Below are 26,867 nucleotides of genomic sequence, written 5' to 3' on the forward strand. Positions count from 1 at the left end.
CCGATGCTGAGAAGCTTATTTCATGAGCCCCGTCGTGTGGATGAGGGGCATTTCCAAAAGGCGAACGCAGCCATTGACCGTTATGTGGACCTGCTTCGTTCGATTTCGTCGGAGCAGCGCAACCTGCAGGAGCGCAGATATATCATCTGGAGTGGGAGCTTTATCCGAGCATTGGACGAGCTGGAGCAAAGTCAATATGCAGCGAACCGCTACGGGAAGCTGGTATCCCACACCTATGTGGATGAACTGAATGAACAGGAACGGGACGATTATCATCGGCACCTTTATTTTTATAAAAATGCGATTATTCGTTTATTTGCGATTCTGGACAAGCTGGGTCACTTTATGAACGACCGGTTCCGGCTCAAAACCGAAGAAATCAAATCGCGCTTTTCGTACTTTACCGTGCTGCGCAACATGCACCAGCATCGTCTCTATGTTGAGTTGGAGGAGCAGCTGTTTGGGCTTAAGGGACGGTATAAGGAGCCTGTAGAACGGCTGCGGAATGAACGGAATATGGAAATTCATACGATTAACGCGGATCTGCTGGACGATTTATTGAGAACGGCGGAGGAGAGGCAGTCACATGAGGACCGCATGCGAATTGATGATATCGCGCAGCGGCTAAAGGACCTGGATCAGGCCTGCGATATGACCTATCAGGCTGCCGGATTTATTTTTCTGTACATTACGAAGCTGACGGAATCGTCCGGACGCTATGGGCACGAGTAACGAAGAAGACTGGACTTCCCGGGTTGAATCGCACCCTGGGTTCCTCTATACTGATATGTAATGGTTGAGGAAAATCAGGGGAGGCGGGCATGAACGAACAACGCAAAGTTGCACTCATTACCGGCAGCGCCAAAGGATTGGGCAAAATGACTGCGCTTCGGCTCGCCGAATCCGGTTGCGATGTCATCATTAATTATGTGAACAGCAGGCTGGAAGCCCATGAGCTCCAGCAGCGGATTCAGTCCATGGGTGTCCGTTGTCTTGCGGTTCAAGGCGATGTGGCCCGAAGGGAGGATCTGCGCAGGCTGGTAGAGCTTGCCGATCAGGAGCTGGGCGGCATCGATATATTAATTAATAACGCTGGCCCCTTCGTGAGAGAGCGCCGGTTGTTCAGCGATTACGAGCCTCAGGAGATCGACTATCTGATGCAGGGCAACCTGCTCGGTGTCATGCAGCTGGACCATATGGTAATTCCTATGATGCGCCGAAAGAGATGGGGGCGAATTATCCATTTCGGCTTCGGCCACGCTGCGGAGGCCCGCGGGTGGCCCCATCGTGCCGTCTACGCAGCAGCCAAGGTTGGTCTGGTGTCATTTACCAAGACACTCGCTGTAGAAGAGGCGCCTTACGGCATTACGGTCAATATGATTTGCCCCGGCGATATTCGCGGCGCCAATAAAGAGAGGCTGATTGCCGAAGTAGAGCATGAACAAGACGATGAGTCTCCGCGAGGGCGGCCCGGTACAGGAGAAGATGTCGCCCGAATGATTGGTTTCCTGTGCGAGGAGCGTTCCGATTTCATTACGGGCAACATTATGGATGTCTCCGGCGGCTTAGACCCGATTCGTGCGATGATCGGGGCCCGCCCTGCGCAGCAGACTGCACCGAAATAGAGCTTGATGAACCGAGGAAACTACCGACATATCGTGAAATGCAAAAAAAGACCCTTGCGGGATCATGAGCTAAGCGCTCCTTATTCCGCAGGGCCTTTTCATTAGAACACTTGAACAACCTCTTGAACGCCTTCTACTTCTTCAAGCAGAGCGCGCTCAATACCGGCTTTCAGTGTAATGGTTGAGCTCGGGCAGCTTCCGCATGCACCCATCAAACGCAATTTTACGATGCCTTCCTCGACATCGACCAGTTCAACGTCACCGCCATCGCGTTGGAGAAACGGACGAAGCTTATCCAAAACCTCCAGTACTTCATCGTACATGGTGCTTTGTGCATTTTCACTCATCGGTATCCACTCCTTTCTATATCTATTATATTACAACAAGCAGCAAATTAAAATGGTCAACAAGGTGGCTGATTAGGATGAGACCCATTATTGAATTTTGCTCCAGCAATATGCATCACGGAACGGATCAATTGATGAAACGGCTGGAAGCCAATCCGGACTACGATGTCATCGAATACGGGTGCCTCGGCAATTGCGGAGAGTGCTTTCTTCTGCCTTATGCATTAGTGAACGGCGAGATCGTTGCAGGCAGCAATGTCGAGGAACTCGAGCAGCGCATCGCCCAAAAAATAAAAGAGATCGAAGACATGCTCGACCTCTTTGAATAAGATTTAACCGAAATGATGCTTGGATTTCCAGAGCACGCCGCTTTTAACCAACCGCGGAACCATCCCCGTGATGGTACGTTTGCCCATCAGACCGAAGCCGGACTTTTTGCCGAGCGACCCCAGAACCCCTTTGAGCTTGATTTTTCCAAGCCGAGGGGTTTCGTTTTTCCATACCGCTCTCAGCACCTCTGCGACTTGCTTGCCTTGTCCCTGGGCAGCCTGGGCGCTTGGTGAGAACGGCAGGGAAGCACAGTCTCCTACCACATAGACCTCTGGGTAATCGGGCACCTGATGGTATTCATTAAGAATAACGCGGCCTTGGGTATCCTTCGGCAGCTGAAGGTTCCGTACAATCGGACTTGGCTGAATGCCGGCGGTCCAAATGGTCACATCCGTCTGGATGATTTCTTGCTGATTTTCCTGTTGATTGTACAATAGACCGCCTTCGAGACGGCATAGGCTGACGTACGATCTCATCTCAATATCGTGCTCGAGCATCCAGTCTCTTACGAACGATTGAACCGGTCCCGGGAAGGACGACAAGATGCTTGGCCCTCTGTCAATGATACGAATATTCATATCGGGCCGGCTTTCGCGAAGCTCTGCCGCCATTTCAACACCGCTCAGACCTCCGCCAATAATCGAAACTTGTCCATACGGATTAATGTCATTTACGGCTTGATACGTTTTCCGGGTTGCGGATAACGTCTGGATGCTTTGGGAATATTGCTCCGCGTTTGTAATTTGGTGGTACTTGTCCACACAGCCGAGAGAAATAACGAGCCAATCATAAGACAATGGCTCATCATTTTCGAAAAGGATCAGCTTTTGATCAAGATCGACAGCTGACACTTCACCGTATTTGAGGATCAGCCTTGGATCTACAGGGTATTGAACCCGGATATCAAGGTCCGATACCGTGCCTGAAGCTAGTGCGTAATACTCGGTCTTCAGTCCTTGATAAGGCATCCGGTCTATGAGCACAAGCACCGTATCCGACGGCAAATCTTTTTCAAGCAGTTGGTTAGCTACAGTCAATCCGCCGTAGCCCCCGCCTAAAATAACCATTTTCTTCATCATCGAAAAACCCTTTCTATATGACAGCCTAAACTCATTCTTTACATGCTAGTATACTTTGATCTCGTTGTAGAAGGTATCACGCTCAACAGGGATACGTCCTGCGCCTTTAACAAGCCATACAAGCTCGTCACGTGTCAGGCCTTCCGGTGAAAGCGCGCCTGCGGCGTGGCTTATTTTCTCCTGAACGATAGTACCGTGAACATCAGATGCACCGAAAGTCAGAGCTATCTGTGTCAGCTGCGTGCCGAGATTGATAAAGTAGGCTTTGATGTGAGGAATGTTATCAACCATCAAGCGGCTGATCGCGATGGTTTTGAGATCATCAAAGGCGGCTACACGGCGTTTGATCCCTGCGTTGACATTGGCAGGCTGTACCGCATTCGGAATAAATACCATAAATCCGTTCGTTTCATCCTGAAGCTCGCGCAGCAAAATCATATGCTGGATACGCTCTTCCAATGTTTCGATGGATCCGTACAGCATGGTTGCGTGTGTTTTCAGGCCAATGCTGTGGGCCACTTTTTGCACCTCAAGCCATTGGTCGGTCGTTGCCTTGCCGACGCCCATCTTTTGACGGTAACGCTCGGACAAAATTTCCGCGCCTCCGCCGGTTAATGTGCTGAGTCCCGCATCCACCAAAGCCTCGAGCACTTCTTTATAGCTTAACCCACTGATGCGAGAATAAAACTCAATTTCTGCGGCTGTATGCGCCTTGATCGTAACATCAGGGTAACGCTTCTTTAAAGCGCGGATCGAGTTTAAATAGTATTCGAAAGGAACATGAGGGTTATGCCCTTGGGCAATATGGAATTCACGCATTCCCGGATGATAGTGCTTGTCGATGTACTCGAACATTTCTTCAGGACTGAGCGTATAGGCGCCTTCTTCCCCTTCATCGCGGCGGAAATGGCAAAATGCGCAGTGCGCCTCACATACATTGGTGAAGTACAGGCTCATGTTATCGATAAAATAAACCTTTTTCCCATTCATCCGCAAATTGACTTCGTTCGCGAGCTGTCCGATTGTCAATAAATCATCGGATTGGTACAAAAATACGCCATCCTCAAGCGAGAGTCTTTCTCCGTTTTTTACTTTCTCAGCGATCTCGGCCATGCGTTGATCGGAATTACTAATCACGATGCTCATCCAAGCCACCTCCATAAATGATAAGTTTAATAGTGTAAAATTGCGACGGTGTACCTTTTGTGCAGTTAAATAGGATATATCAATATGAATTCAACCAAGGCTGCCAATCGTCTTTCGGGCTGAGGGCAAAAGCAAACAACGCGTAGCTGCATCTCACGGGTGTATCGTGAATACTCGCGCTGGGTGTAATTCTCGAGCTGTGAAAGCTTGCACATGGATGCCTAGAGCAAAGATGTTTTCAGATTAGTTCATATAAAGACCCCTTAGACACGAATGAACACACAATACTCCTTATTATAAACCTCCTGCTGGGGTGGAGCAATACACAGTTCGACAAAACGGTCTCGAGGCCTTGCAGAGGGCTGCTTTCTCACCGAATGCAAGCGCTCCTTCGTGCTCGCTGGTTCATGTTGGCTGGAGGTACGGATTGCTGATTTCAACGGCTCGTCACGTCGGCCAACCCGAACGGGATGATGTTACAACTTTATGAACCGGGGAAAATATAAGCGGCAGAGATAGAAGTCCTTGAGGAGTATGCTCTTTAGGAGTATACTGGGGAGAAAGAGGCAATATGTAAGCAGGGGCTTCTTTTTTTAATTTAAACCGCACCGCGAGGAGGTTAATACAATGATTCATATCAGCGAAACAGCCAGCGATAAAATAAAAGAATTGCTCGATAGCGAGGGAACACCGAATTTGTTTCTCCGTTTGGGTGTGAAAGCAGGAGGCTGCAGCGGGTTTTCCTATGGCATGGGCTTTGACGACCAGCAGCAGGACGAGGATAAAGAATTTGAAATCAACGGGTTAAAAATCGTTGTCGATGCCGACAGCTCCAAATACTTATACGGCGTCGAAATTGACTACAAAGAGTCCGGCATGGGCGGAGGCTTTACGATCAACAATCCGAACGCCATTGCATCGTGCGGCTGTGGCTCCTCCTTCAAGGTGAAGGACGAAGAGGGCGCCCCTGAGAAGTGCGACGATAAAGTCGAGGCTTAACAAGGGTTTTGGGTGTTTGCTAGTTGAGTGACTTGCCCGTTACGAGTGAGCGTAAAAAATGTGGATGGATTACGGATTGCAAGGGTAAAATCAACAATCCGCAATCATGAATGAAATTGAATGTACGCAACTTTAGAAACGGCAATTATGGGTTGCGTATTACATGCCTTCCAGGCTTGTGTGTTGATGCCAATACACATTACTTGGGAGGTTTTTTTGTGCTTAAAAAGAAAGAGCGAAGAGTACCGATTGGTGATAAGGACTCCAAAATTTATATGGAGATAAAATTACAATATATGAGCCCTATTCTGAGTTCATAGATAAAACTAATGCTACAACCATGATTACCTCAAACTCATATAAAAAACTAACGAATCAAAAAAAATATATTTTATTCCTGAAAAAGCATAAAGATGGAGGTTATATGCCGCTGGGAGTCCAACAAGGGAAAATCAATTTAGACGAGCCTGATTCAAATAATGAAAAACCTGGAAAGTCCGTAAAAGAAAAATATAATAAATAATCTTGCATGTAAAATATCACTGAACCCCTTCTACCTTAACGGCCTGCCGAATAGGATTATATGTAGGAGGTGTTGCCAATGGTGGTATACCGGTATCATGAAGTGCCGACAGAATTGTTGCAGGATCATTCCTATACACTGCGGGAAATCAGGTTGTTTTTGAGCATAAATAAAGGCTCAATTTTCCTCCATAAAGATCTGAATTACCTGGACGGAGAATCCAGACAAAGAGTCACGGTAGTATCGAAGGATGAATATTTCCTTCACCAGCAAGGGGAGCGCTCGTACCTTCCCCCGCTTGAGAAGACGTTTGTTTATTTCTTGAGTTCTGAGTAATTGAAGTAAGCGGCGGCATGATAAAATAAGCTTACACGGTATATGGGACATGGCATAAGAGCTGTGTCCTTTTTTTGATGTGTAAATATCCCTTACTTCGTCTGACTTGACAAACGCATGCCGCCTTGAAGGAAGGCGAAGCGTTAATGCTTGTGTCACATAGCTCGCGAGCACATGCTCTGCCACGATGACTAGTAAAAAACCTGATGCAAGATGTATAATCAAGCTAGCTATCCCGAAGAACACATCGGAAGCCGTGTCCGGTAATTCGATTAAAATGAGCAAGGTCCAATTTGATGCCATTGAAAATGGCATGTCTAACGATGAAGTCAATCCAATTTCGGGCAGACCGAATGTAAACGCTTCCTATTATAATGTACTTTGGGATGAGGTGAGATTATGGAGTATTTATTTGCACTGCTTCTTGCTTTCTCCGGTATGTATCTTGATCATAATAAGCCTTTTGTTGTCGAGGGACCTTCGATGGAGCCGACAATGCATCCCAAGGACCGCCTGTCCGTAGACACGACCTACTACACGAATCATGCCATCGAGAGAGGGGACCTGATCGTGTTCCGTGCGACGAAGGATAAGATTTTTGTGAAACGAGTGATCGGGCTGCCTGGAGAAAAGGTTAAGGTCGAGGGCGATTACGTGTATATCAATAACAAAAAGCTGAGCGAGCCGTATCTGCAACCCGCACTGGAAGAAGCGGCCCGCAAGGGCGTCCCTTATAACGTTAGAAATTACTCGGAGCATGCCGTACCGGAGGGCTCGGTATTTGTGCTGGGAGATAACCGTTCCAACAGCATGGACAGCCGGGATATCGGATTTATTAGGCAGGAGCAAATTATCGGAAGAGTGAAGCAGCCTGTAATGCAGGCAGCCGGTACGGGACTGTAACTTTCTATGTCTCTGGAGCGTTAAATAAATACAGAAGACAAAATTGCTTGAAGAAAGCGAGGTTCGAATACATGCTGTCAAAAAGCTCAGGCATCCGCCTGCTGCTATGTGCTGCGTTAGGCTGTCTCGCTGTTTTACCGGCTCCTGTATACACTGCCGAGGCTGCTCTCTCTGCTGCAACGAAGAATCCGACCTTTCAGGTCACTGTATTGGAGCCGACCGAGCTGTTCGAGGATTATCGTCATCCCGATGCATCGGTAGGGACGGTTTCCGCCCTACAAACGTTAACCGTCAAAGGGACAGACTCGGGCAGCGCAGAGCAGAAGCCATCCTGGTACCTGGTAGAAACATGGCTTGGCGATAGGTGGATTCATAGTGATGATCGGGTCGTCAAGGGAGCTTATGAGCGCAAGGAGCAGACGATTACGACAATGACGGAGCTGCCGTTCTACAGCAGCTTGAATAGCCCACCCGAAGGGCTTATTGCGAAGCAGCAGGTCAAATCAACAGCGCATATCCAATATTGCGGGGTGAGCCGCGCGGCAACGGACGACCCGGCACAATGCAGCAGCGATTTGTATCTTATCGAGACGTGGGCAGGACCAAAGTGGCTGGTTAACCCGCCGATCGTGGAGAAGATACCGGAGGAGGCGTATTCCGCTGAATTCACAATCCTGGAGCAGCTGCCTTACTTCGATAAACCGGCATCGGCTGATTATAACCTGCCGTTTACGTTGGATTACGTGCAGCCTTCGAAGGTACAGGTCACGGCGCGCAAAGTGCTGGGCGAGCATAGGATATGGTATAAAATCCATCTCCCGCAGGGCGACAAATGGATCATACCCATGGGTAGAACGCTGGATAACGTAAAGCAGATTCAGCAAACGATAGAGCTTATGACAGAGGCGGGGCTGTGCGACAACCCGAACATGGAGTGTTTTTTCTCCAATGAAAAAGTACCCGCCGGTTCATACCCCGCTGTGGCGCAATGGAACGATTGGTATTACATTCAAACGGACGACCGCGGCATGAAGTGGGTGAACCCGGCCGAGTCGCTTAGAGAAAAGCCATTAGGGACGGAGCCGACATCTGAAAAGGTACAGCTGTTATCCACGACAACAACCTATCGGACTCCCGACACGGCAGGAATCGCCGGCCATCTGGCAGGATTTTTTGCACCGCAGTATGTGGATGCCTTCGAACGGTGGACCTCATCATCAGGAGAGCTGTGGTACCGGGTACATACCTCGGAAACGCAGGAATGGGTGAGAGAGCAGGATGTGCAGGTTCCATTGTATCCCGTTGTAAAAGACGGAAAATACGGATATATGGACCAGAAGGGCAAGCTTCGCATCCCTATGCAGTACAGCTCGGCATTGGACTTTAAGGAAGGGCTGGCGCTCGTATGGAATCCTGTCGTCAACGGTTGGAGTTACATTGATATGAAGGGCAACGAAGTGATTCCAGCCCGATTCAACGATGCGGAACCATTTTCGGAAGGCAGGGCCGCGGTAAAAATAACCTCAGGGCCTAAGGATACACGGCAAGGGTATATTGACAGGGATGGAAAGCTGATCGACATGCCCGATATTTTATACGGTTCTTCCTTTTCGGAAGGTATGGCCGCCGTCGCTGTCGAAGGAATGAATTCCCAAGGATCAGCTTACCTATACGGGTATATGAATAAACAAGGGCAGATGGTCATCAAGCCGCAGTTTGATTTTGCCTATCCGTTCTCCTGGCATATGGCACGTGTAGAGTACAACGGGAAGGCTGGCTTTATTCAGCAGGATGGGTCCATCGCTATCCCGATCGAGTTCGATGATGCCCGCGACTTCTATCAAGGGACGGCTGCGGTCAAGGTTGGGGATCGGTGGGGATACCTGTGGTCGGCAGGCAGCTGGCACATTCAGCCTCAGTATGAGGAGGCGGGTGACTTTTCCGAGGATCTCGCTGCGGTTCGGAAGGACGGGAAGTGGGGGTATATCAATCCGGAGGGTACGATGGTTATCCCGGCCATCTTCGATGCTGCCGAAGCGTTCAGCGAAGGCTTGGCCGCTGTAAGAGTAGGCGATTGGCAGTGGGGATACATTGATACGAAGGGCACGGTGGTCATTCCTCCGACGTACTACGACGCAGACAAGTTCCATGCCGGAGTGGCTAACGTTCGAGCCGGTTATACTGGAGAAGGCCCCGATTCCGGCTATATCGACCGAACTGGCAAGGAAATATGGAAGCCGTCACGCTAACGTTTTAAGAGGGAACCAGGCAGTCTTCTCCGAAAGGGAGGCTGCTTTTTTACGTATTTTGAACCAGCGGCAGGCATAAAAACAGAAAAAATAAAAAAAATTTTTGTTTAAAATAAGGGTGCGCTCATCTGTGTATAACCTTGTCCACACTATACCCTGCATAAACACCCATATTTTTACACTTGCTAACAGTATACACACAGCTTATACACATTTCCCTGTGGATAGCGGAACGCTTGTTCTATTTTTCGCGGCATGTTAATATGATTTTACATTAAGGAAGTAAGGTGATCCTAGTGAGACTAATGAGTAATGAAATTTTGATCGAATCTTATTTCAAAGCGCTGCATTTGGAGTTGGAGCAGGAGTTCCTTGATTTGCTGCTGGAAGAAATTAAACGTCGTCAATTGAATTTGGATTATTATCATGATGGGGCGCAGGTCAGTTGACCTGCCCTCTTTTTTGTGTATAGGACTAAAGCTCCATACGGCATGAACCGAACGGAGCTTTGTGCGTAAGCTGGCTTCCGAACGATGTTACATTACAATTTCATGCTGCTGCTGCTGTGCCCAGGAGACAGCTTGGCTGTTGGGTCAATATACACCTTTGCGTTGTTGATGGCTGTCGGCGCTTCACCGAAGCCTACCGCGATCAGCTTCAGCTTGCCTGGATACGTCGTAATATCACCGGCGGCAAAAATGCCCGGAATGCTTGTTTCCATTCGGGAATCCACCACGATCGATCCGTTATCGATGGCAAACCCCCATTCCGCGATAGGTCCGAGAGAGGAAGTGAAACCGAAATTTACAATAACCGCGTCCACGTCGAGGTCTAACGCATCTCCCGTTTTGCAGTCGGCAAGCGTAGCCTTTGTGATTTGGCCGTTCCCGTGCAGGGCGGTAATTTCTTTGGGGGTCAGCACTTGCACCTTCGAGTTCCGCAGGCTTTCCACACTGTGCTCGTGCGCGCGGAACTTATCCCGGCGATGGATCAGCGTTACCTGCTCGGCTATCGGCTCCAGCATTAAAGCCCAGTCGACTGCCGAGTCGCCGCCACCGCTGATCAGTACCTTTTGTCCTTTGAACTGATGCAGGTCGCTTACGAAGTAAAACAAGTTCTTCTTCTCGTACTGAGCCGCTTCCGGCAGCTCCAATCGTCTGGGCTGAAAGGCGCCTAAGCCACCAGTAATAATAACGGCTTTGGACTGGTGAATGCCCTTATCCGTCGTCACCTCGAACAGCCGATCGTCCTTCTTCTCCACTTGCAGCACCTTTTCCTCCAAACGGATGTCCAAGGGAAACTGCCTCATCTGCCGATCCAAATTGTTAACCAGCTCTTGTGCGGTCACCTTCGGGAAACCGGCAACGTCATAGATGTACTTCTCCGGATATAACGCTGTAAGCTGTCCGCCAAGCTGAGGCATGCTTTCGATCATTTTTACCGAAGCTTGACGCATGCCGCCATAGAAAGCTGCGAACATACCGGCGGGTCCCCCGCCCACAATAATAATATCTACAATTTCATTGTGCACTTCCAGCACCTCCGATTCAGATGAATAATGGATTCTTATTCTATACACTATGCCAGCAAAATGAAAAATAAATTAATTTAAAAAAGTAAGGGGTTACATAGCTAGCGAAGACAAGCTTTTACAAATTGGAAAAAGAACAGGAATCGTAAGAAAATGGCTACATACCTTACGTAGTCTTGACTTTTCCCTTGTATTCCAGCCAAAATAAAACTTGCTATTTATCTTTTAAAATTATATTATGTCATGAGAACTGGTTAAAAACTGATGTGTCACAGTGTTTTATCACAATTATAAATTCAACTCATGCAGTTTCAACGAATGTGGAAATTGCTTCTTGTCGTACTTTGTGTAAAAATTCACAATCGGTTTACATTGACCTTATAATACAGAAAACAACGGGATGGAAGGGATCGAAACCATGAGTCGAATACCAAGAATAGTCATTTTGGGAGCAGGATACGGTGGCATCGTAACGGCTATTCGTTTGCAAAAGGAATTGAACTATAACGAAGCCGACGTTACGCTTGTCAACAAGCATGACTACCACTATATTACAACACACCTGCATATGCCGGCTGCAGGAACGGATAATCCGGAGAATGCCCGGGTGAATATTCTTAAGCTCATTGATGAATTCAAAATCGACTTTGTGAAATCTACAGTGGTTCAGATTCGTCCGCAGGAGAAGAAGGTTATCTTGGAGGAAGGAACGCTGTCCTACGATTATTTGGTTGTCGGATTGGGCGGAGAGCCTGAAACGTTCGGCATTCCCGGGATGAAGGAATATGCGCTGAGCATCCGCAGCATTAACAGTGTTCGCTTTATCCGTGAACATATCGAATATCAGTTTGCTAGATTCAAACGCGAGCCTAACCGCACCGATTACTTGACTTTTGTCGTAGGCGGAGCGGGCTTTACCGGCATCGAGTTCGTGGGTGAGCTGGCAGACCGCATACCTCAGCTGTGCAAAGAATTCGACGTAGACCTGTCCTTGGTCAAAATCTATAACGTCGAGGCGGCTCCAACCGCACTGCCGGGCTTTGATCCGGAATTGGTAGAGTACGCGATGAACGTACTGCAAAATAAAGGCGTAACGTTCAAAATTGCAACAGCCATTAAAGAGTGCACGCCGGATGGCGTCATTCTTGCAACGGGCGAGGAGATCAAATCCGCTACGGTCGTGTGGACGGGCGGCGTACGCGGTAACCATATGCTGGATGAAGCAGGCTTTGAAACGATGCGCGGCCGCATCAAGGTCGACGACTATTTGCGCGCACCGGGCCATGAAAATATATATATTCTGGGTGACTGCTCTATCGTGATGAATCCCGAGGGTCGTCCTTACCCGCCGACAGCGCAAATCTCCATTCAGCAAGCAGATGTATGTGCGCATAACCTGGTGGCTTCCATTCGTGGCGAGCAGCCGAAGGCTTTCAAATACGAGAGCAAGGGGACAGTAGCCTCTCTCGGGCGCGGTGAAGCCATCGGTATTGTCGGCTCCCGCAAAATTAAAGGCGGCTTGGCCGCTGTAATGAAAAAGATTATTGACGTTCGTTACCTTTATGTCATCGGCGGAATTCCGCTGGTGCTGAAGAAAGGCCGTTTCTAGTATGCGCCACTGCAGCGTACAGGTACGCGGACTGTTGACGAGGGAAGAGCTGGACCGGTATAACGCTCTGATGGAAGTGGGACATTTTCTTGAAACCCAGAACCGTTATGATCTGGTCTACCCGGTTCAAAAAGAAATCGATATCTTGATTTTGCCCGCTATCGAACGCTTGAAGGAGAAATCCCGTCAGCGCGACCGTGATACGGAAGCCTATTTGGCCCAAAAGGCCGAAGGCAGCCGTGACGACCGCTTTGAGTTCGATGACGAGGAAGATGAGTAAATGAAATACCCTGCGGTTCAACTGGATTACCGGTTGAACCGCAGGGTATTTTTATGGGGAATAAAGAAAATTTTGACAATTGAACCTCACTAGTGTACTATTCTAATAGTACACTAGTGAGGTTGTTGAAATTATGCGAAAAGAGGGAAAGCGATTGAAAGCATGGTGGAATTTATTTAAAAAGGAATTGGCTTTTGGATCGAAGTGGTCAGGACCTCTATGGATTTATTTGCTTATCGTATTGCTCATGGGGGGACTTTCCATTTATTTCTCATATCGCTTTCATTCCGGGGCAATGAGCGGCATATGGCTTGCTATCATTTATCTTCATTTTATGGGTCCCACAGTTTATATGCTCATTAGCTTAAAAAAGGAACGCGATTATGCGCCTTTGTGGCTGCAATTGCCTTTGTCGGGATGGAAGCTCCTTACAGCAAAGTATGCGGCCGCGATGTGTGAGTTTGGAGCGGGATTATTGGTTTCTACCGGATTTTTCCTATGGATGTTCACCATAGAGAGTTCAGGGGCCACTTGGTCAAGCGATAATCAGATGAAGCTGTCTGCTGAATTTGAGAAATTCTCGGGATTTTTTCACGGGTCCCATCTTGAAACGGTTTTTGAATTTATGTCCATGGCATTGGCACTGGCCATTTCATGCGTGCTGCTGTATTTGATGGCTTCTGCGATGACCAACCGCTTCGGACCATGGAGATGGCCTTTAGCTATTTTGATATTAGGCACGATTACAGCTCTGGAGAACGTATTTGAACACACTTGGGTATACCGCTTTCTATTTCATTGGGGTACAGCAGGGGACACGCTTTATGCAGGGGAATATGTTTGGATCTGCATAAATATGGTCATTTGCTTATATGCATCCGTTTGGCTGCTGGATCGCAAAGAGGAGGTGTAAGGGGTGGCTGAACAATTTTCGAACACACAACCGATCTATTTACAGCTAGTGCAGCGAATATGCAGGCAAATTGTTCGGCGCGAAGTACAGCCAGGTGAAAAATTACCTTCTGTCCGCGATCTGGCAGTGAAATTTGGAGTGAATCCGAATACCATGCAAAGGGTGAATATGGAGTTGGAGCGTATGGGGATTGTAGAGAGCCGGAGAGGCCAGGGGATATATGTAACGGATGACAGCTCTCGGTTGGCATACATGAGAGAGCAGTTAAAGGAAGAGCATATTACCCGCTTTGCAGGGGAGATGAAAGAATTAGGTTATACGGAAGAAGAAATTGTAGCGGGCGTGAAGGCCTTCTTGCAAGAGAAAGAATAGATGTGAAAACGGAAGCTCGGGAGATAATAATCGTTCAATCAAAGCAGAATGACTATTAAGTGAAAGCTTTAAGGAGGAAACGAAAGTGGAGACACAAGCTATCGATGTGAAGCCCATCGTTGTGTTTGACGAGGTCGAAAAAAATTTTTACGGCAAACCAGCGTTAAGAAAAGTTAGTTTTACGATCCCAAAGGGGCAAATTATAGGTATTATCGGTACAAATGGCAGCGGGAAATCAACCATTCTGAAGCTAATGGCGGGTTTGCAAAGACCGAGCCGGGGGCGCGTTCTTCTCGACGGGGAGGAAGCAAAGCGGCTTAGCTCCCGGCAGGTTGCCTTTTTACCTGAGAGGGATGTGTATTATCCAGGGCAAACGGTTCAGCAAGCGCTGAATTTTTACAATGCAATGTTCGGGGATTTTGACCTGGATAAGGCATTGGATATGGTTCGAATCTTCGATTTAGAACTAGGACAGAAGGTGGCTCACTTGTCGAAAGGAAATCGCGCCCGGTTGAAAATGGTGTTGGCCCTGGCCCGCCAGGTACCATTAATTGTGATGGATGAACCTCTTTCCGGTCTGGACCCTTTAGTTCGGGAATCTATTGTTCGCAGTGTCATTGCCTCTGTTGATCCGGTGAATCAGACGTTGGTGATGACAACTCATGAGGTAGATGAGGTTGAGCCATTGCTGGATAGAGCCATGGTAATTAAGGAAGGCGCATTGATAGGATATGAGCAGGTAGAACGAATTCACAGTGATTTTGGTGTAGGTTTGACTGGGTGGATGAGGGGATTGATGAAGTGAATTCCATCTGCATTTTTGCGGCGATGGCATTGGTTGTGGAAGGTGTCACTGGGGAAAAGAGCGGCGGTTTCATTGGGGGCGTGAATGCAGGCACCTTTATTACCCAGCTGAAGCAGACCCGCAAGGATGAAGAGGTGCACAGGGAGTTGAGTTGAGCCAAGCTTGGCCTTAGAATCCGGCTGGCAAATAAAAGAGCCTTGACCGCAAAAGAAGCGGAAAAGGCTCTTTCGTATAGGTTGTTGCACCTATAGCTTCAGCATCGCTGCCATTTTCTCTTGATTCAGCAAATTGCCGACGTAGAAATCGCCGAATTCGCCGAAGCGTGCGCTTGTTTCGTCAAAACGCATTTCATAGACGATTTTTTTGAACTGCAGCGCATCCTCGGAGAAGAGCGTGACACCCCATTCCCAGTCGTCCAGGCCGACGGAGCCGGTAATGATTTGCTTGATCTTGCCCGCGTAATTGCGGCCGATCATGCCGTGGGCGCGCATATAGTTGCGGCGCTCATCGGTGGAAAGCATGTACCAGTTATCATTGCCTTCGCGGCGCTTGTTCATCGGATAGAAGCAAACGTGCTTCGCTTTTGGAAGCGTCGGCTTCAAACGTGCCAGAATTTCTGGATCCTGCATCGGATCGGAGCCCGGCTTGGCCATGTAGCTGCTCAGCTCAACAATGGATACGTACGAATAGGTAGGAATCGTCACTTGGGCAAAAATCGTTTTGTTAAAAGCGGTTTCAAGCTCGTTCAGCTCCTCCAGCGTTTCACGCAGATGCATGAACATGAAGTCGGCTTTTTGCCCGACGATCGAATAAAAGGCGGTGCTGCCCTGCTTGCTGTCCTCTACGCTCTGGTATTGGGCCAATAAGCCATTCAGCTCATCCTCCGCACGGTTTCTTTCCTGCTGGGACAGGCTTTTCCAAGCATTCCAATCGATAGCGCGAAAATCGTGCAGCGCATACCAGCCTTCCAATGTTTGAACCGGTTCGCTCATGGGTAACACTCCTTAGTATATGTAGTCATGGGGACAAACGCGAGCCGTCCGAAGAGGGACGGCGCAGCTGCTTATCCTTGTGAAGTTGATCTCATTGTATCGAAATCATGCTCAAAGGGCAAATGGACGCGGGCGTTTATGACGAGAAAAAAGATGGGGAGGCTTGCTTATGTTCATGAAGCGTTCACTTTACCCGGAGGCAAATTTTATATAAAATAAACATAATTATATACTATTGCTGCTTAGGTGAGGATAAGAAAAAGGAGTTGGCGGTTTTGCTGCAGTTGATGATTGTAACCGTGCTGCTGTTCGTATTGTTCTTCGGTCTCGGTTTTATACTAAACATGCTGATGAAGACAACTTGGTTTCCGATTTACGGATATATTGCTTTAGTCATAGGCTTGGTCGTTTACTGGGGCTGGGAGACGGGCTCGCTCGCGTCGAATATATCGGAGTATGCCGTCGCAGACTATATTCCCGCCATCGGCGGCTTGATCGGTGCGGTATTAAGCGGCTACACCATCAAAGCCTTGCGTGAGAAGGGATATAAAATGTTTTAGAAGCACGACTCAACAGGCTCTGTCAGGAGAAAGGAAGGGTACCATGAACGGTCAACAACGCAAAGACATCGTGCCCGGCAGACGTGTTCATATTGTCCAGAAGCAGGACCAGCGGTCAGGGAAACTGACAGAAGGGACCGTGAAGGATATTTTGACGAATTCCCCTACACATCCGCATGGAATTAAGGTTCGGTTGACGGACGGAATTGTCGGCAGGGTGAAGCAGGTTTTCCCGGATTAAAGCAAATGCACGAGCAATAGAAATAGAGGCATCTACCAAATCATGGGATTCCCGGACGAAGCGGGAGACCATGATTTTTTCATTCTTTTTCATAGCCGCAGGTGTCGATTTATGTGGTAAAATGAAGGGTAAGACGCTAGACCATAGATGGGATTTGAGTACATGCGAATAACGAATATGCTGCATTTTTCCGAGTATCACCGGTTTGTTGTGACGCGTGATTTTTCGTTAAGCAGTTTGGATATGAAGATGTTGTCCACGATCTATCAACCGATGATTGGGGCTTATGCGGTCAGTTTGTTCCATACGTTGTTTCTTCAGCTGCCTGCCGATAAGGTAGGTACCTCGCTTATGGAGCAGCAGCGGAAGCTGTTTTTGGCCCTGGAGCTCGAAACGAGCGAGTCCGGGCGTAAGTTTTTTATCGAGCAGACCTCCAAGCTGGAAGCGATTGGCCTGCTGCGGACGACGAGAAGGTTCGTGGAGGCTTCCGACGACTACGTTTATGAGTACACGCTGTTTGCGCCGTTATCCCCGAATGAGTTTTTCAAGAACCAGCACTTAACGCTGCTGCTCCGGGATAAAGTCGGCAAATATATGGTGTTTGCCCTTAGGGACGAGCTGCTGCTGCCGGAGCCGGACGGACTCAAAGAGGCGAATTCGGAGAATTTGTCCGTGCCCTTCTACGAGCTGTTCCGTCTGAACTCACAGGTGGTGGACCTGGAGCTGGAGCAGGCTTTGTTCGAATCCGCAGCGTCCAAGCCGTCTGAAGGCAGACCGGAGGTAGCGATCAAAGGGTTCCAGTATTCGGATATTATCATGCATTTTCCGAGGGAGTCCTATAACCGTTCTTTCGTTGAGCGTCTCAAGTACGAGCCCGAGCAAATGGCGCAAATTAATTTTGTGGCCAAAAAATACAGCCTTTACCTGACGGATATGTGCCGGCTGCTGGATGAAGAAGGCGTATTCGCCCCTGACGGTGCGCTCGTCCTGGAACTGCTTCAGCATAAGGCAAATCTCGTCTTCCGCCAAGATAAGAAGCGCGGAGAGGAAAGGATGCGGTACCGTTCCAAGGTGGAACAGGTGTATGCAGCCGATTCGGGAGACGGAGGGGCGCCCGCAGCCGTAGAGAAGTCCGTGGAGATGGAATATTACCTTGAGGTGCCTGATATTTTTCAAGGGGAATGCAGTCAGCATCAATATAATTACATTTTACGCAATGAGCCGTATACGTATTTGCTGGAAAAGATTTTTTCCAAAGGGACGGTTCCGGATGGCTTGCTCGATACGCTGGCCAAGGTGGACCTCAACTATGGATTGAGTGAAGAGGTGATTAACGTCCTCATCCATTATTTGTATGTGAACAAGCGCTCTTGGTCCAAGGCCTCCATTGAGTTCAGCGTAACAGATATGCTGGCCAAGCAGGTCGGGACGTATGAGCAGGCAGTCGATTATATTCGCGAGCAAACGAAATATAAGGAAGCCAAGTCGACCAAGAATGGGCGTACACCGGCTGGTGCGGGGAGTGCCCGCAGCGGTGCCGGACGAGGCAAGCAGCAGAAGCCTGTACTGCCGATGGTAGACGATCAGTCTGCCGCTGTCGCTGTAAGGACGGCCGAGGAACGTGAGGCGATGCGGCGCAGAGCCCAGATGCTGGACGGGAAAATGTAGAAGCCGGCAAGGGAACGTGCTCTAGGGGAAGGAGTGGAAGCAGAGGATGGGGATGGAGTCACTGGGTGACGTGTTAAAATCACTTCCGAACGAGAAATACCGGCAAAGAGCAGAGGATCGGGTCAAGGAAATACTGGCTGATCCTCAGGTGCAGAAGCTGCGCACCAAGTATCCGATGCTGGACGAATATACAATGAAAATCAATATGAACCGGCTTTATCAATACGTAACCGAGTATCGCAATTGCTCGAATTGCCCTGGCTTGGACCGCTGTCCGAACGATTTTGCAGGACATTACACGATGATTACCGTGGAGACGGAGAACGGTAGAACGAATCTTTATGACCAGAAGGTATCCTGTAAAAAGTTTATCGCCCAGCAAACCCAGGACGCGGTACGCAGCCGCATTCGCAGCTTTTATGTGGATGAGCGGGCGCTTTCTCAAGGTTATTCGTCCATGGAGATCTTCGACAAGGATCCGGCCCGCGAAGAAGCGGTAGACCGTGTGATACAATATATTTTGACGACCAAACAGGAAGGGCTCCAGAAAACGGGGCTTTATTTGGCGGGAAGCTTCGGGACAGGCAAAACGTTTCTCATGTGCTACTTGCTGCACGAGCTGGCCAAGAGCGGATATACGGGAGCGATCGTGTATATGCCCGATTTTGCCGAGGATTTGAAGGCGATGTTCCAGGATCCGATGAAGTTGAAGGAAACGATTGACGCGCTGAAGGACACGGATTTGCTTATATTCGATGATATTGGGGCGGAAAATTTGAACCCTTGGCTGCGGGATCATGTAATGGGGTCGATCCTGAATTACCGGATGAACCGGAAGCCGACCTTTTTTACGTCGAATCATGATTTAAACGCCTTGGAGCGTCATTTCAGCTTTACGAGCAAGGACGGGGATGAGGAGTTTAAAGGGAAGCGGATTATGGACCGGATCCGGCCCTTCGTTGAGGTTGTTTTGGTGAACGGATTTAACAAGCGCGGCGGCTAAGGGCGCGAATGTCCTGCTGCCTTATAACGGGGTACCCGGGTTCTGCACAGCCAAATCGTGCGGGGTCCGGGTTTATTTTTCGCTGAGAGCAAAAAAAAAGCCTGCCCCGCATATGCTGCGGAACAGGCCTTAGCAAGCTTACCAATGCTTAGCGAGTCATCACTTGGATCACCGTTGCGATGATGCCAATGAGAAACAATACACCAAAAAATACGCCAAACCCCAGTGATACGTCCATAAAGTCATTCGTCGGCTCTTCCATCACGTGAAGCTCCGGATGTTTCGGATCGTTCATGATAATACCCTCCTTGAGCAAATCGACATCGTTTGCAAAGTTCTAGTTATGCCTAGTATACCCAACTTTCAAGATAAATGTAAAGCTGTTGAAAGTGACAATTGTGCGACGTTTTGGGTAAACCTGTTGACTTGCTGCGGCAGTTATCCTTGGAAGAGGAGGAAACGATTCGCTAGTGCGGCTCCGGTTGAAAATAGGGTGCTTTGTGGTATACTTTACATGTTGACAACATATTTCGGGGTGGAAGGAGAAAGAATATATGGCAATCGTAAATGTATCTGACCAATCTTTCAAAAGTGATGTTGAAGGATCCGGTACCGTCCTGGTTGATTTTTGGGCGCCGTGGTGCGGACCTTGCAAAATGATCGCTCCTGTACTTGAAGAGCTGGATAAAGAGTTGGGGGACAGCGTAAAAATTGCAAAAGTGAATGTGGATGATAATCCGGAGTCCGCTGCTCGCTTCGGTGTTATGAGTATTCCTACGCTGATCGTGTTCAAGGACGGCCAACCGGTAGATAAAGTGGTGGGCTTCCAATCGAAGGATGCTTTGAAAGGCGTTATTACCCGCCACCAATAATGGTAATTGTGATAAGAGGATGAGAAAAAGCTCTTTTTCTGCTATGCTGAGAAAGAGCTTTTTTTATATATATTTTGGGGGTTCCCCCGAGTGTATTGTTTAGGGAAAGGGGAGAATCAGGTGCCGATTCAAGGGGAAGAAGAACGCAAACGGACAGCGGAGGCGATCCGGAACAAGCTGGCGCTATTACCGGAGCAGCCGGGCTGTTACCTGATGAAGAATAAAGAAGGTACCATTATTTATGTGGGTAAGGCCAAGGTGCTGCGCAACCGGGTACGCTCTTATTTTACGGGCAGTCATAATGCCAAAACGCAAGCGCTGGTACAGGAAATCGCCGATTTTGAATATATTGTTACCGCAAGCAATGTGGAAGCACTCATATTGGAATGCAATCTGATTAAAAAATATCATCCACGCTATAACGTTCTGCTGAAGGACGATAAGACCTTTCCATATATCAAAATCACGCATGAGGCGCACCCGCGGCTGGAAGTGACACGGAAGGTGTACAAGGATAAAGGCAAGTATTTCGGGCCGTATCCGAATTCGTTCGCGGCTCAGCAGACCAAGAAGCTGCTGGACCGGCTGTACCCGATGCGCAAATGCCGTACGCTGCCTGACCGCGTCTGCTTGTACTATCATCTTGGGCAATGCGTGGCGCCCTGCGAGTACGAGGTGGAGCAGGAAACGTACGATAAGATGGTATCGGAAATTTCCCGCTTTCTGAACGGCGGACATCATGAGATCAAGCAGGATTTGACGAGGAAGATGCAGGAAGCTGCGGAGGAGCTTAATTTTGAACGGGCCAAGGAGCTGCGCGATCAAATCATCCATATTGATGCGGTGATGGAGAAGCAGAAAATTACGACGACCGAGGCGGTCGACCGCGATATTTTCGGCTACGCCGTGGATAAGGGATGGATGTGCGTGCAAATTTTGTATATGCGCCAAGGGAAGCTGATCGAGCGCCATGCGTCGATGTTTCCTTACTACGGTGAGGAATACGAGGACTTTATTTCGTTCGTCACTCAATATTACAGCGATAACCCGGCGCTGCCTAAAGAAGTGTTCCTGCCAGTTGAAACAATGGATTCAGCCGCTGCGGAAGGCAACCCTCCAGTGCCCCGTGTCATCACGAAGGAAGTCATTACGGCGCTTGACGAAGCAACGGCTGCAGAAGCGAATGATGCAGGCGAAAGCGACGGTGCAGCTCTGGCGGAGCTGGATGCAGCCAAAAGAGATGTGAAGGAAGCGCTGGAGGGCTGGCTGAAGGTGAAGGTGCACATTCCGCGCCGCGGGCTGAAGAAGAACATGGTCGATATGGCATCGGACAATGCACGCGTCGGTCTGGAGGAAAAGTTCCGCCTGATCGAACGGGATGAGCAGCGCTCGGTGAAGGCGATCGAAAATTTAGGCGAATGGCTCGGTATGGGTGTCATCCGCCGGATTGAGGCGTTCGATAATTCGAACATTCAGGGCTCAGACCCGGTATCCGCCATGGTAGTGTTCACGGACGGCAAGCCGGACCGCAAAGAATACCGCAAATTCAAGATTCGCACCGTACAGGGACCGGACGATTACGAGACGATGCGTGAGGTCGTGCGACGGCGGTACGAGCGAGTGCTGAAAGAAAACTTGCCGTTGCCGGACCTGGTGGTCATCGACGGAGGCAAAGGGCAAATCTCTGCGGCTGTCGATGTGCTGGAGAACGAGCTGGGGCTCTATATCCCCGTCTGCGGGCTTGTGAAGGATGCCAAGCATAAAACGGCCCAGCTGATGATGGGAGACCCTGCTGAGGTCGTCCCGCTGCCCAGAGACAGCCAGGAATTTTACTTGCTGCAGCGTATCCAGGATGAGGTGCACCGATTCGCCATTACGTTCCACCGGGAGACGCGTGCCAAGTCGATGATCGTGTCCCAGCTGGATGCGATTCCCGGGATTGGGGAGAAGCGGCGCAAAGCGCTGCTCAAGCATTTCGGCTCATTGAAAAAAATAAAAGAGGCCGGCCTTGAGGATTTCCGGCCCCTGGGCATCGGGGAAAAGCTGGCTTCGCAAATTATTCAATCGTTAAACGGAGACTCTGCGGACCAAGCTGATGCAAGTCAGGCGCAGCCGGAGAATCAGCCGAGCGGAGAACAGGAGCTTTAGCGGCAGGAACTGGGGTTCGACCGACCGCTAGGCAGAGTGACAACAAGCGTCTTCTGGGATTCGCTATAGCGCGATAAAAAGCAAAGACGAGGGCATAGCAGATGCAGGCCCTCGTCTTTTTTCTGTACCCATATGAAGATTGCAAGGAATGTCGGGCTTGGAGGCGTGTTGTGCCAAATGTGTATGCTAGCCCGTCAAGCCGTGAGGCGTTTTTCTTGTGTTATCACGCACCCAGGCAATCAACCAGCCGAGCAAGGCAGGGAATACGATGTAAAACCCGCCAATTAGATTGTGAGGGACATCTCCCATATCCATGAGGGACAGCCCCATGAGAATGCTGTCCATGGAAGCGTGAGCGAACAGGACGGTCAGGAAGCCGTATTTCAGGAAAGCATACCCGAAGATAAGGCCGATAATCGTGACCTCCACAAATCGGGTGTACACCGGATAGATCGGATACTGCGTATGGCTGAGCGCCCAGATCATGCTTGGTATCAGTACGGCGAGAAACCGGTTGCGGATCATCTTCATGAAGAAAGGGATGCCGAACAGCCGGTATACGCTTTCCTCGGAGATGGCGGCGGCCCAAGCCATGAGCGGGAATAAAGCCGGATAAACCATATTCAGTACGGAATCGGATGGGTCGTTTACCGCCCATACGTCAAACCACTGCTCGGCTCCGAAGAACAGCGTCTGCTGCACACCGAGAATGAACAAGCACAGCAGGTAGCCCTGAATGACGGACGTTCGCAGCCTTCGTGAAAATCCGGGTTCATGCCACAGGGGCCAAGGGCTCCAGCCCTTGCGCAGCCACATTTGCCTGCCTGCAAGAAAGGCAAAATAAACACTCACAGCCATGATTGCAATAATAATGTTCATGAACCACAGGTTGAACATCGTCTCCCATTGGGAAGGGCCGGCGGAATGCGACGTTCGCAGGGCAGGCACCATATTGAAATTGTTGGCGATGTAAATCACGAGAAAGAGAGCTGTGAGCATGAGTCCCGTTAGGAATGTGATTTCCCTTCGGTACCGGAACACAATGTAGAAGGAGGCTAAGGCCATACCCAACGAGAACAGCAGGCTGATGCGGGTCATCGTCGATGCGTTGTCGTTTTGTTCGTCCTGCCATGACCGGAAGGAAGCGGGAATATCGAACACAGCATGGAAGGCTGTTGCTTTACTATGCTGCACCGTCACCTTTAGCTGGAGCTTCGCTTTTCCGATCGCCTGCTCCTTGCTCTGGTATACGAACAGTGTACCCGCTGCAGCGCTGCTGTTGTCCGGGGGGTGCTCCTCGGGAGCGGGCTCGATCCGTTCGAACTGCCGCACTTGATAGCCTCGCGATTGCAACGTCTGTTCCGCGACCCGCTGCGCGTCTCCTGTTTCAGGTGCCGCCACCGGCTGCTTGGCTTCCTTGGGAGTGTAGCTTTCCCAGCCGAGAATTTGCAGATTCGTAAAGTTGACATCGATATAGTAGGTGGCTTGTGTCGTGTCATCATTAATTTCCACTTCATAGTAATCGATCGGATAGTCTTTAAACCGCTCAGCGTAGGTGCCGACAAGGTCTTCCTTTTGCAAATAACCGCTTCGTTCGGCATGGGACTGGTACAAGGTGCTGACCCGATGATTCGGGGATAGCTGAAAGGTTTGCTGTGTGAATTTTACGGCAGCTTCCCCCGCCTGTTGTTTGGTGACGGTCGGAAGATCGGGGAGCGTTTCCTGATGCGGGCTATCCTCTTCCAAATAAGAAGAGCTGAAAAGAACAGCCAAGTACAGAACAATACCTATTACTGCCAACAATGGGAGGGAAAATTCTAATCGACGTTTTGCCATAGTATACTCCTTCTACTGGATGGACATGGGTTGAATATTACAATGTATTCTGTAAACTTAGCACACATGCATGATGAAAATCCAATGAATTCGTGAGCATGCGGGGGCAAAACGATGAAAAGCAGAGCGGTACCTTTCCCAGCTTCGCAACAAGTCCTGTAATAATCCGAATATCAGCCGATTTCGATGTACATCGACTTTGTACTTCCTGGTAAAGACGATTATAATTCATATCAATTGAATAAAAAGCCGAATTTCTTTTTGAAAACGGGGGAACCATTTGTAACAAAGGGGTGAATTCAATTCCATCTTCGCGATGGAGTTGATAGGGTACCTGTGAATCCGAATCCGTCAGCTAACCTCGTAGGCTTTATGCAGGAACCTATCATACGGCATTGGGTTTCCAGTGTCTTTTTTTTGTTGTTTTGAAAATGATGTTTGAGGTGAAACATGAAATCGTCGTTAAAAAGAATCGAGCTGACGCCGCCGCAAATTTTAGTGCTTGGCTTTGCCGCCATTATTTTGTGTGGCGCGGTGCTGCTGTCACTCCCGATCGCCTCAGCAACAGGTAAATCGCTCTCGTTCCTGGATGCCTTGTTTACCGCAACCTCTGCCACCTGCGTAACGGGGCTGGTTGTTGTGGATACCGGCACAAGCTTTACGATGTTCGGGCAAATTGTCATCGTCCTCCTCATCCAAATCGGGGGCCTGGGCTTTATGACAATGTCGACCTTGTTTGCCTTTGCACTCAAGAAAAGGATTTCCCTGAAGGAACGGCTTATTCTCCAAGAGGCCATGAATCAGGGGAGTATGGAAGGCATCGTGAGGCTGATTCGGAAGGTGATTCGTTACTCGCTAACGATCGAGCTCGTCGCAGCGGTTATTTTTGCCATCCGTTGGTCGTTTGATCTCGGTCCGGCCAAAGGCATTTATTACGGAATCTGGCATGCTATTTCATTTTTTAACAATGCGGGCTTCGATTTGTTCGGCCCGATTACGGGGCAATTCAGCAGCTTGACGTCCTACGCGGATGATCCGATTATCAATATCGTTTCGATGGGGCTGATCATATCCGGCGGTCTCGGTTTTGTCGTGATCTCGGACCTGCTGGAATACAAGAAGCTGAAGAGGCTCTCGCTTCATACCAAAGTCGTTCTTAGCGCCACAGGTATTCTTATCGTTGTGGGAGCCTTGGTCATTTATATATTTGAGTTCACGAATGCCAAAACATTGGGCAGCATGAACTGGCATGGGAAAATATGGGCCGCCTTGTTTCAATCGGTCACACCGAGAACGGCGGGAGCCAATACCATCGATCTGGGAAGTATGCGGCAAGCCTCGCAATTTTTTATGATCGTGCTGATGTTTATCGGGGCTTCACCGGGCTCCACGGGCGGCGGGATCAAAACAACGACCTTTACCACACTGATCGGGGCTATGGTCGCGATGATCCGGGGGAAAGAGGACATTGTGCTGTTTCACTATCGGTTGGGTAAGGATCGTATTATGAAGGCGATCACCCTTACAATGATCGCCTTGTTCCTTGTCATTTTCGTTGCGATGGTGCTATCGACAACAGAGGATCACCCATTCCTGATGATTTTGTTTGAAGTCACCTCAGCCTTTGGTACGGTAGGGCTGACGATGGGATTGACAACGGACTTGACCGTATTCGGCAAGATCATGATTGCTTTGATGATGTTTGCGGGCCGGCTGGGACCTTTGACGCTCGCTTACGCCTTGGGACCGAAAACGGAGAAAGAGCTATACAGATACCCGGAAGGGAAAATTACAATCGGATAGGGGAACATTCGAGATGAAGCGTGGGCAGTATGCGGTAATTGGTTTGGGGAGATTCGGTTCGAGCCTGGCAAAGGAATTAGTCAAGCTTGGCTACGAGGTACTGGGTATTGATAAGGATGAAGAAATGGTAGATGAAATGAGCGAGGTGCTGACGCATGTGGTCGTGGCTGATGCGACGGATGAAGAGGTGCTCCGCTCTCTCGGGATCCGGAATTTCGACTGCGCTATTGTAGCGATCGGAGATGACATTCAATCCAGTATCATGACCGCCATTTTGTTGAAGGATATCGGTGTGAAGACCGTCGTCACCAAAGCGTTGTCCGAGCTGCATGGCAAGGTGCTGCAAAAGATCGGCGTCGACCGGGTTATTTTCCCGGAACGGGATATGGGGGTTCGTGTGGCGCATCAATTGGTATCGCCTAACCTGCTTGACTATATCGAGCTTTCCAAGGATTACACGATTGTCGAGCTATCCGTGCCGAAGCGTTTATCCGGCCGCACCTTAAGGGAGCTGGATCCACGGGCCAAGTACGGCTGCAGCGTGGTAGCTATTAATAAGAAGAAAGGCGTTATTATCGCCCCGACAGCAACGGATACCGTAGATGAGCAGGACGTGATGGTCATCATCGGGACGAATGATCAGATTGAGTCCTTCGAAAGCGAAGTCATCGGATAATAAATGAACGTGAAACGTGTA

The 26,867-nt window shown here is 49.3% G+C and carries 27 protein-coding genes, 1 pseudogene and 1 riboswitch; of the genes and pseudogenes, 21 read left to right on the forward strand and 7 right to left on the reverse strand.

Translation table 11 applies throughout. The features are described from left to right. The first annotated feature begins 3 nt into the window (after positions 1 to 3). Together CF651_RS05935 and CF651_RS05940 are read left to right on the forward strand one after the other, a co-directional pair. Complete coding sequence (locus tag CF651_RS05935) at positions 4 to 732, forward strand: Cthe_2314 family HEPN domain-containing protein (RefSeq protein ID WP_094013935.1); 729 nt, start codon at positions 4 to 6, stop codon at positions 730 to 732. Positions 733 to 821: 89 nt separating this feature from the next. Next, positions 822 to 1,625: an SDR family oxidoreductase gene (locus CF651_RS05940; protein ID WP_094013936.1), complete on the forward strand. Its 804-nt coding sequence runs from the start codon at positions 822 to 824 to the stop codon at positions 1,623 to 1,625. A 101-nt stretch (positions 1,626 to 1,726) separates the two neighbouring features. Here CF651_RS05940 and CF651_RS05945 read toward each other — a convergent pair whose 3' ends face one another. Then, entirely contained in the window at positions 1,727 to 1,972 is a 246-nt protein-coding gene (locus CF651_RS05945; protein ID WP_094013937.1) for a NifU family protein, read from the reverse strand. A gap of 77 nt (positions 1,973 to 2,049) precedes the next feature. On the opposite strand from CF651_RS05945, the gene CF651_RS05950 reads away from it, so the two are divergent. Beyond that, entirely contained in the window at positions 2,050 to 2,301 is a 252-nt protein-coding gene (locus CF651_RS05950; RefSeq protein WP_094013938.1) for a YuzB family protein, read from the forward strand. 3 nt (positions 2,302 to 2,304) lie between these two features. Here CF651_RS05950 and CF651_RS05955 read toward each other — a convergent pair whose 3' ends face one another. Next, the gene (locus CF651_RS05955; protein WP_094014107.1) at positions 2,305 to 3,378 is read right to left on the reverse strand and encodes an NAD(P)/FAD-dependent oxidoreductase; all 1,074 of its coding nucleotides are present in this window, start codon (positions 3,376 to 3,378) and stop codon (positions 2,305 to 2,307) included. 48 nt (positions 3,379 to 3,426) lie between these two features. Next, positions 3,427 to 4,527 carry an aminofutalosine synthase MqnE gene (mqnE, locus tag CF651_RS05960; protein ID WP_094013939.1) on the reverse strand — a complete coding sequence of 367 codons (1,101 nt, stop codon included), beginning with the start codon at positions 4,525 to 4,527 and terminating at the stop codon, positions 3,427 to 3,429. 624 nt (positions 4,528 to 5,151) lie between these two features. Here mqnE and erpA point away from each other — a divergent pair. The 4 genes and pseudogenes from erpA to sda all read left to right on the forward strand — a co-directional run. Continuing rightward, a pseudogene (gene erpA, locus CF651_RS05965) lies at positions 5,152 to 5,526 on the forward strand (iron-sulfur cluster insertion protein ErpA); the annotation flags it as partial. Positions 5,527 to 6,784: 1,258 nt separating this feature from the next. Then, positions 6,785 to 7,288, forward strand: a complete 504-nt coding sequence (gene lepB / locus CF651_RS05975) for a signal peptidase I (RefSeq protein WP_094013942.1) — start codon at positions 6,785 to 6,787, stop codon at positions 7,286 to 7,288. Positions 7,289 to 7,359: 71 nt separating this feature from the next. Continuing rightward, a complete protein-coding gene (locus tag CF651_RS05980) occupies positions 7,360 to 9,537 on the forward strand; it encodes a WG repeat-containing protein (protein ID WP_144029022.1) in 2,178 nt (725 codons plus the stop codon). Between the two features lie 296 nt (positions 9,538 to 9,833). Next, complete coding sequence (sda, locus tag CF651_RS05985) at positions 9,834 to 9,986, forward strand: sporulation histidine kinase inhibitor Sda (protein WP_094013944.1); 153 nt, start codon at positions 9,834 to 9,836, stop codon at positions 9,984 to 9,986. Positions 9,987 to 10,078: 92 nt separating this feature from the next. Here sda and CF651_RS05990 read toward each other — a convergent pair whose 3' ends face one another. Further along, positions 10,079 to 11,068, reverse strand: coding sequence for an NAD(P)/FAD-dependent oxidoreductase (locus CF651_RS05990; RefSeq protein ID WP_094013945.1), 990 nt, complete (start codon positions 11,066 to 11,068; stop codon positions 10,079 to 10,081). Between the two features lie 418 nt (positions 11,069 to 11,486). Here CF651_RS05990 and CF651_RS05995 point away from each other — a divergent pair, with 418 nt between their 5' ends. The 6 genes from CF651_RS05995 (at position 11,487) to CF651_RS32190 (ending at position 15,202) form a co-directional block, all read left to right on the forward strand. Further along, a complete protein-coding gene (locus CF651_RS05995) occupies positions 11,487 to 12,677 on the forward strand; it encodes an NAD(P)/FAD-dependent oxidoreductase (RefSeq protein WP_094014108.1) in 1,191 nt (396 codons plus the stop codon). 1 nt (position 12,678) lies between these two features. Beyond that, positions 12,679 to 12,957 carry a hypothetical protein gene (locus CF651_RS06000; protein ID WP_094013946.1) on the forward strand — a complete coding sequence of 93 codons (279 nt, stop codon included), beginning with the start codon at positions 12,679 to 12,681 and terminating at the stop codon, positions 12,955 to 12,957. A 154-nt stretch (positions 12,958 to 13,111) separates the two neighbouring features. Next, a complete protein-coding gene (locus CF651_RS06005; RefSeq protein WP_094013947.1) occupies positions 13,112 to 13,870 on the forward strand; it encodes a hypothetical protein in 759 nt (252 codons plus the stop codon). Between the two features lie 3 nt (positions 13,871 to 13,873). Beyond that, positions 13,874 to 14,242 (forward strand): GntR family transcriptional regulator, encoded by a 369-nt coding sequence (locus CF651_RS06010; protein ID WP_094013948.1) that lies wholly within the window; start codon positions 13,874 to 13,876, stop codon positions 14,240 to 14,242. 85 nt (positions 14,243 to 14,327) lie between these two features. Further along, positions 14,328 to 15,047 carry an ATP-binding cassette domain-containing protein gene (locus CF651_RS06015; protein WP_218827834.1) on the forward strand — a complete coding sequence of 240 codons (720 nt, stop codon included), beginning with the start codon at positions 14,328 to 14,330 and terminating at the stop codon, positions 15,045 to 15,047. Beyond that, the gene (locus CF651_RS32190; protein WP_179232700.1) at positions 15,044 to 15,202 is read left to right on the forward strand and encodes a hypothetical protein; all 159 of its coding nucleotides are present in this window, start codon (positions 15,044 to 15,046) and stop codon (positions 15,200 to 15,202) included. The genes CF651_RS06015 and CF651_RS32190 overlap by 4 nt, the downstream gene beginning before the upstream one ends. Before the next feature lie 90 nt (positions 15,203 to 15,292). Here the strand turns inward: CF651_RS32190 and hemQ are convergent, their stop codons facing one another. After that, positions 15,293 to 16,039, reverse strand: a complete 747-nt coding sequence (hemQ, locus tag CF651_RS06020) for a hydrogen peroxide-dependent heme synthase (RefSeq protein WP_094013949.1) — start codon at positions 16,037 to 16,039, stop codon at positions 15,293 to 15,295. A gap of 275 nt (positions 16,040 to 16,314) precedes the next feature. On the opposite strand from hemQ, the gene CF651_RS06025 reads away from it, so the two are divergent. From CF651_RS06025 to dnaI, 4 genes are all read left to right on the forward strand, one after another. Next, positions 16,315 to 16,599: a YuiB family protein gene (locus tag CF651_RS06025; RefSeq protein WP_179232701.1), complete on the forward strand. Its 285-nt coding sequence runs from the start codon at positions 16,315 to 16,317 to the stop codon at positions 16,597 to 16,599. Positions 16,600 to 16,642: 43 nt separating this feature from the next. Beyond that, positions 16,643 to 16,840 (forward strand): YwbE family protein, encoded by a 198-nt coding sequence (locus tag CF651_RS06030; protein ID WP_094013951.1) that lies wholly within the window; start codon positions 16,643 to 16,645, stop codon positions 16,838 to 16,840. Between the two features lie 162 nt (positions 16,841 to 17,002). After that, positions 17,003 to 18,508, forward strand: coding sequence for a replication initiation and membrane attachment family protein (locus tag CF651_RS06035; protein WP_094013952.1), 1,506 nt, complete (start codon positions 17,003 to 17,005; stop codon positions 18,506 to 18,508). Positions 18,509 to 18,560: 52 nt separating this feature from the next. Beyond that, positions 18,561 to 19,511 (forward strand): primosomal protein DnaI, encoded by a 951-nt coding sequence (gene dnaI / locus CF651_RS06040; protein ID WP_094014110.1) that lies wholly within the window; start codon positions 18,561 to 18,563, stop codon positions 19,509 to 19,511. A 148-nt stretch (positions 19,512 to 19,659) separates the two neighbouring features. Here the strand turns inward: dnaI and CF651_RS06045 are convergent, their stop codons facing one another. Then, entirely contained in the window at positions 19,660 to 19,806 is a 147-nt protein-coding gene (locus CF651_RS06045) for a YqzM family protein (RefSeq protein ID WP_094013953.1), read from the reverse strand. A 259-nt stretch (positions 19,807 to 20,065) separates the two neighbouring features. Between CF651_RS06045 and trxA the strand changes: the two genes are divergently transcribed. Next, the gene (gene trxA / locus CF651_RS06050) at positions 20,066 to 20,383 is read left to right on the forward strand and encodes a thioredoxin (RefSeq protein ID WP_094013954.1); all 318 of its coding nucleotides are present in this window, start codon (positions 20,066 to 20,068) and stop codon (positions 20,381 to 20,383) included. A 213-nt stretch (positions 20,384 to 20,596) separates the two neighbouring features. Further along, on the forward strand, positions 20,597 to 22,531 hold the full coding sequence (gene uvrC / locus CF651_RS06055) for an excinuclease ABC subunit UvrC (RefSeq protein WP_245855754.1): 1,935 nt from the start codon (positions 20,597 to 20,599) through the stop codon (positions 22,529 to 22,531). A gap of 186 nt (positions 22,532 to 22,717) precedes the next feature. Here uvrC and CF651_RS06060 read toward each other — a convergent pair whose 3' ends face one another. After that, positions 22,718 to 24,367: a CPBP family intramembrane glutamic endopeptidase gene (locus CF651_RS06060; RefSeq protein WP_094013955.1), complete on the reverse strand. Its 1,650-nt coding sequence runs from the start codon at positions 24,365 to 24,367 to the stop codon at positions 22,718 to 22,720. 237 nt (positions 24,368 to 24,604) lie between these two features. Further along, positions 24,605 to 24,752: riboswitch (cyclic di-AMP (ydaO/yuaA leader) on the forward strand. Positions 24,753 to 24,817: 65 nt separating this feature from the next. Between CF651_RS06060 and CF651_RS06065 the strand changes: the two genes are divergently transcribed. Together CF651_RS06065 and CF651_RS06070 are read left to right on the forward strand one after the other, a co-directional pair. Then, positions 24,818 to 26,170 (forward strand): TrkH family potassium uptake protein, encoded by a 1,353-nt coding sequence (locus CF651_RS06065; protein WP_094013956.1) that lies wholly within the window; start codon positions 24,818 to 24,820, stop codon positions 26,168 to 26,170. Positions 26,171 to 26,183: 13 nt separating this feature from the next. Next, entirely contained in the window at positions 26,184 to 26,846 is a 663-nt protein-coding gene (locus CF651_RS06070) for a potassium channel family protein (protein ID WP_094013957.1), read from the forward strand. The last annotated feature ends 21 nt before the right edge of the window (positions 26,847 to 26,867 follow it).

It is taken from the genome of Paenibacillus rigui (genome assembly GCF_002234615.1).
GTDB classification, from domain to species: Bacteria; Bacillota; Bacilli; order Paenibacillales; family NBRC-103111; genus Paenibacillus_S; species Paenibacillus_S rigui.

Excerpts from the sequence above, each read along its gene's own strand:
- CF651_RS05935 (WP_094013935.1), top strand. The coding sequence starts at position 4 with ATGCTGAGAAGCTTATTTCATGAGCCCCGTCGTGTGGATGAGGGGCAT.
- CF651_RS05940 (WP_094013936.1), top strand. The coding sequence starts at position 822 with ATGAACGAACAACGCAAAGTTGCACTCATTACCGGCAGCGCCAAAGGA.
- CF651_RS05945 (WP_094013937.1), bottom strand. The coding sequence starts at position 1,972 with ATGAGTGAAAATGCACAAAGCACCATGTACGATGAAGTACTGGAGGTT.
- CF651_RS05950 (WP_094013938.1), top strand. The coding sequence starts at position 2,050 with ATGAGACCCATTATTGAATTTTGCTCCAGCAATATGCATCACGGAACG.
- CF651_RS05955 (WP_094014107.1), bottom strand. The coding sequence starts at position 3,378 with ATGAAGAAAATGGTTATTTTAGGCGGGGGCTACGGCGGATTGACTGTA.
- mqnE (WP_094013939.1), bottom strand. The coding sequence starts at position 4,527 with ATGAGCATCGTGATTAGTAATTCCGATCAACGCATGGCCGAGATCGCT.
- lepB (WP_094013942.1), top strand. The coding sequence starts at position 6,785 with ATGGAGTATTTATTTGCACTGCTTCTTGCTTTCTCCGGTATGTATCTT.
- CF651_RS05980 (WP_144029022.1), top strand. The coding sequence starts at position 7,360 with ATGCTGTCAAAAAGCTCAGGCATCCGCCTGCTGCTATGTGCTGCGTTA.
- CF651_RS05995 (WP_094014108.1), top strand. The coding sequence starts at position 11,487 with ATGAGTCGAATACCAAGAATAGTCATTTTGGGAGCAGGATACGGTGGC.
- CF651_RS06000 (WP_094013946.1), top strand. The coding sequence starts at position 12,679 with ATGCGCCACTGCAGCGTACAGGTACGCGGACTGTTGACGAGGGAAGAG.
- hemQ (WP_094013949.1), bottom strand. The coding sequence starts at position 16,039 with ATGAGCGAACCGGTTCAAACATTGGAAGGCTGGTATGCGCTGCACGAT.
- CF651_RS06030 (WP_094013951.1), top strand. The coding sequence starts at position 16,643 with ATGAACGGTCAACAACGCAAAGACATCGTGCCCGGCAGACGTGTTCAT.
- CF651_RS06035 (WP_094013952.1), top strand. The coding sequence starts at position 17,003 with ATGCGAATAACGAATATGCTGCATTTTTCCGAGTATCACCGGTTTGTT.
- dnaI (WP_094014110.1), top strand. The coding sequence starts at position 18,561 with ATGGAGTCACTGGGTGACGTGTTAAAATCACTTCCGAACGAGAAATAC.
- CF651_RS06045 (WP_094013953.1), bottom strand. The coding sequence starts at position 19,806 with ATGAACGATCCGAAACATCCGGAGCTTCACGTGATGGAAGAGCCGACG.
- trxA (WP_094013954.1), top strand. The coding sequence starts at position 20,066 with ATGGCAATCGTAAATGTATCTGACCAATCTTTCAAAAGTGATGTTGAA.
- uvrC (WP_245855754.1), top strand. The coding sequence starts at position 20,597 with ATGAAGAATAAAGAAGGTACCATTATTTATGTGGGTAAGGCCAAGGTG.
- CF651_RS06060 (WP_094013955.1), bottom strand. The coding sequence starts at position 24,367 with ATGGCAAAACGTCGATTAGAATTTTCCCTCCCATTGTTGGCAGTAATA.
- CF651_RS06065 (WP_094013956.1), top strand. The coding sequence starts at position 24,818 with ATGAAATCGTCGTTAAAAAGAATCGAGCTGACGCCGCCGCAAATTTTA.
- CF651_RS06070 (WP_094013957.1), top strand. The coding sequence starts at position 26,184 with ATGAAGCGTGGGCAGTATGCGGTAATTGGTTTGGGGAGATTCGGTTCG.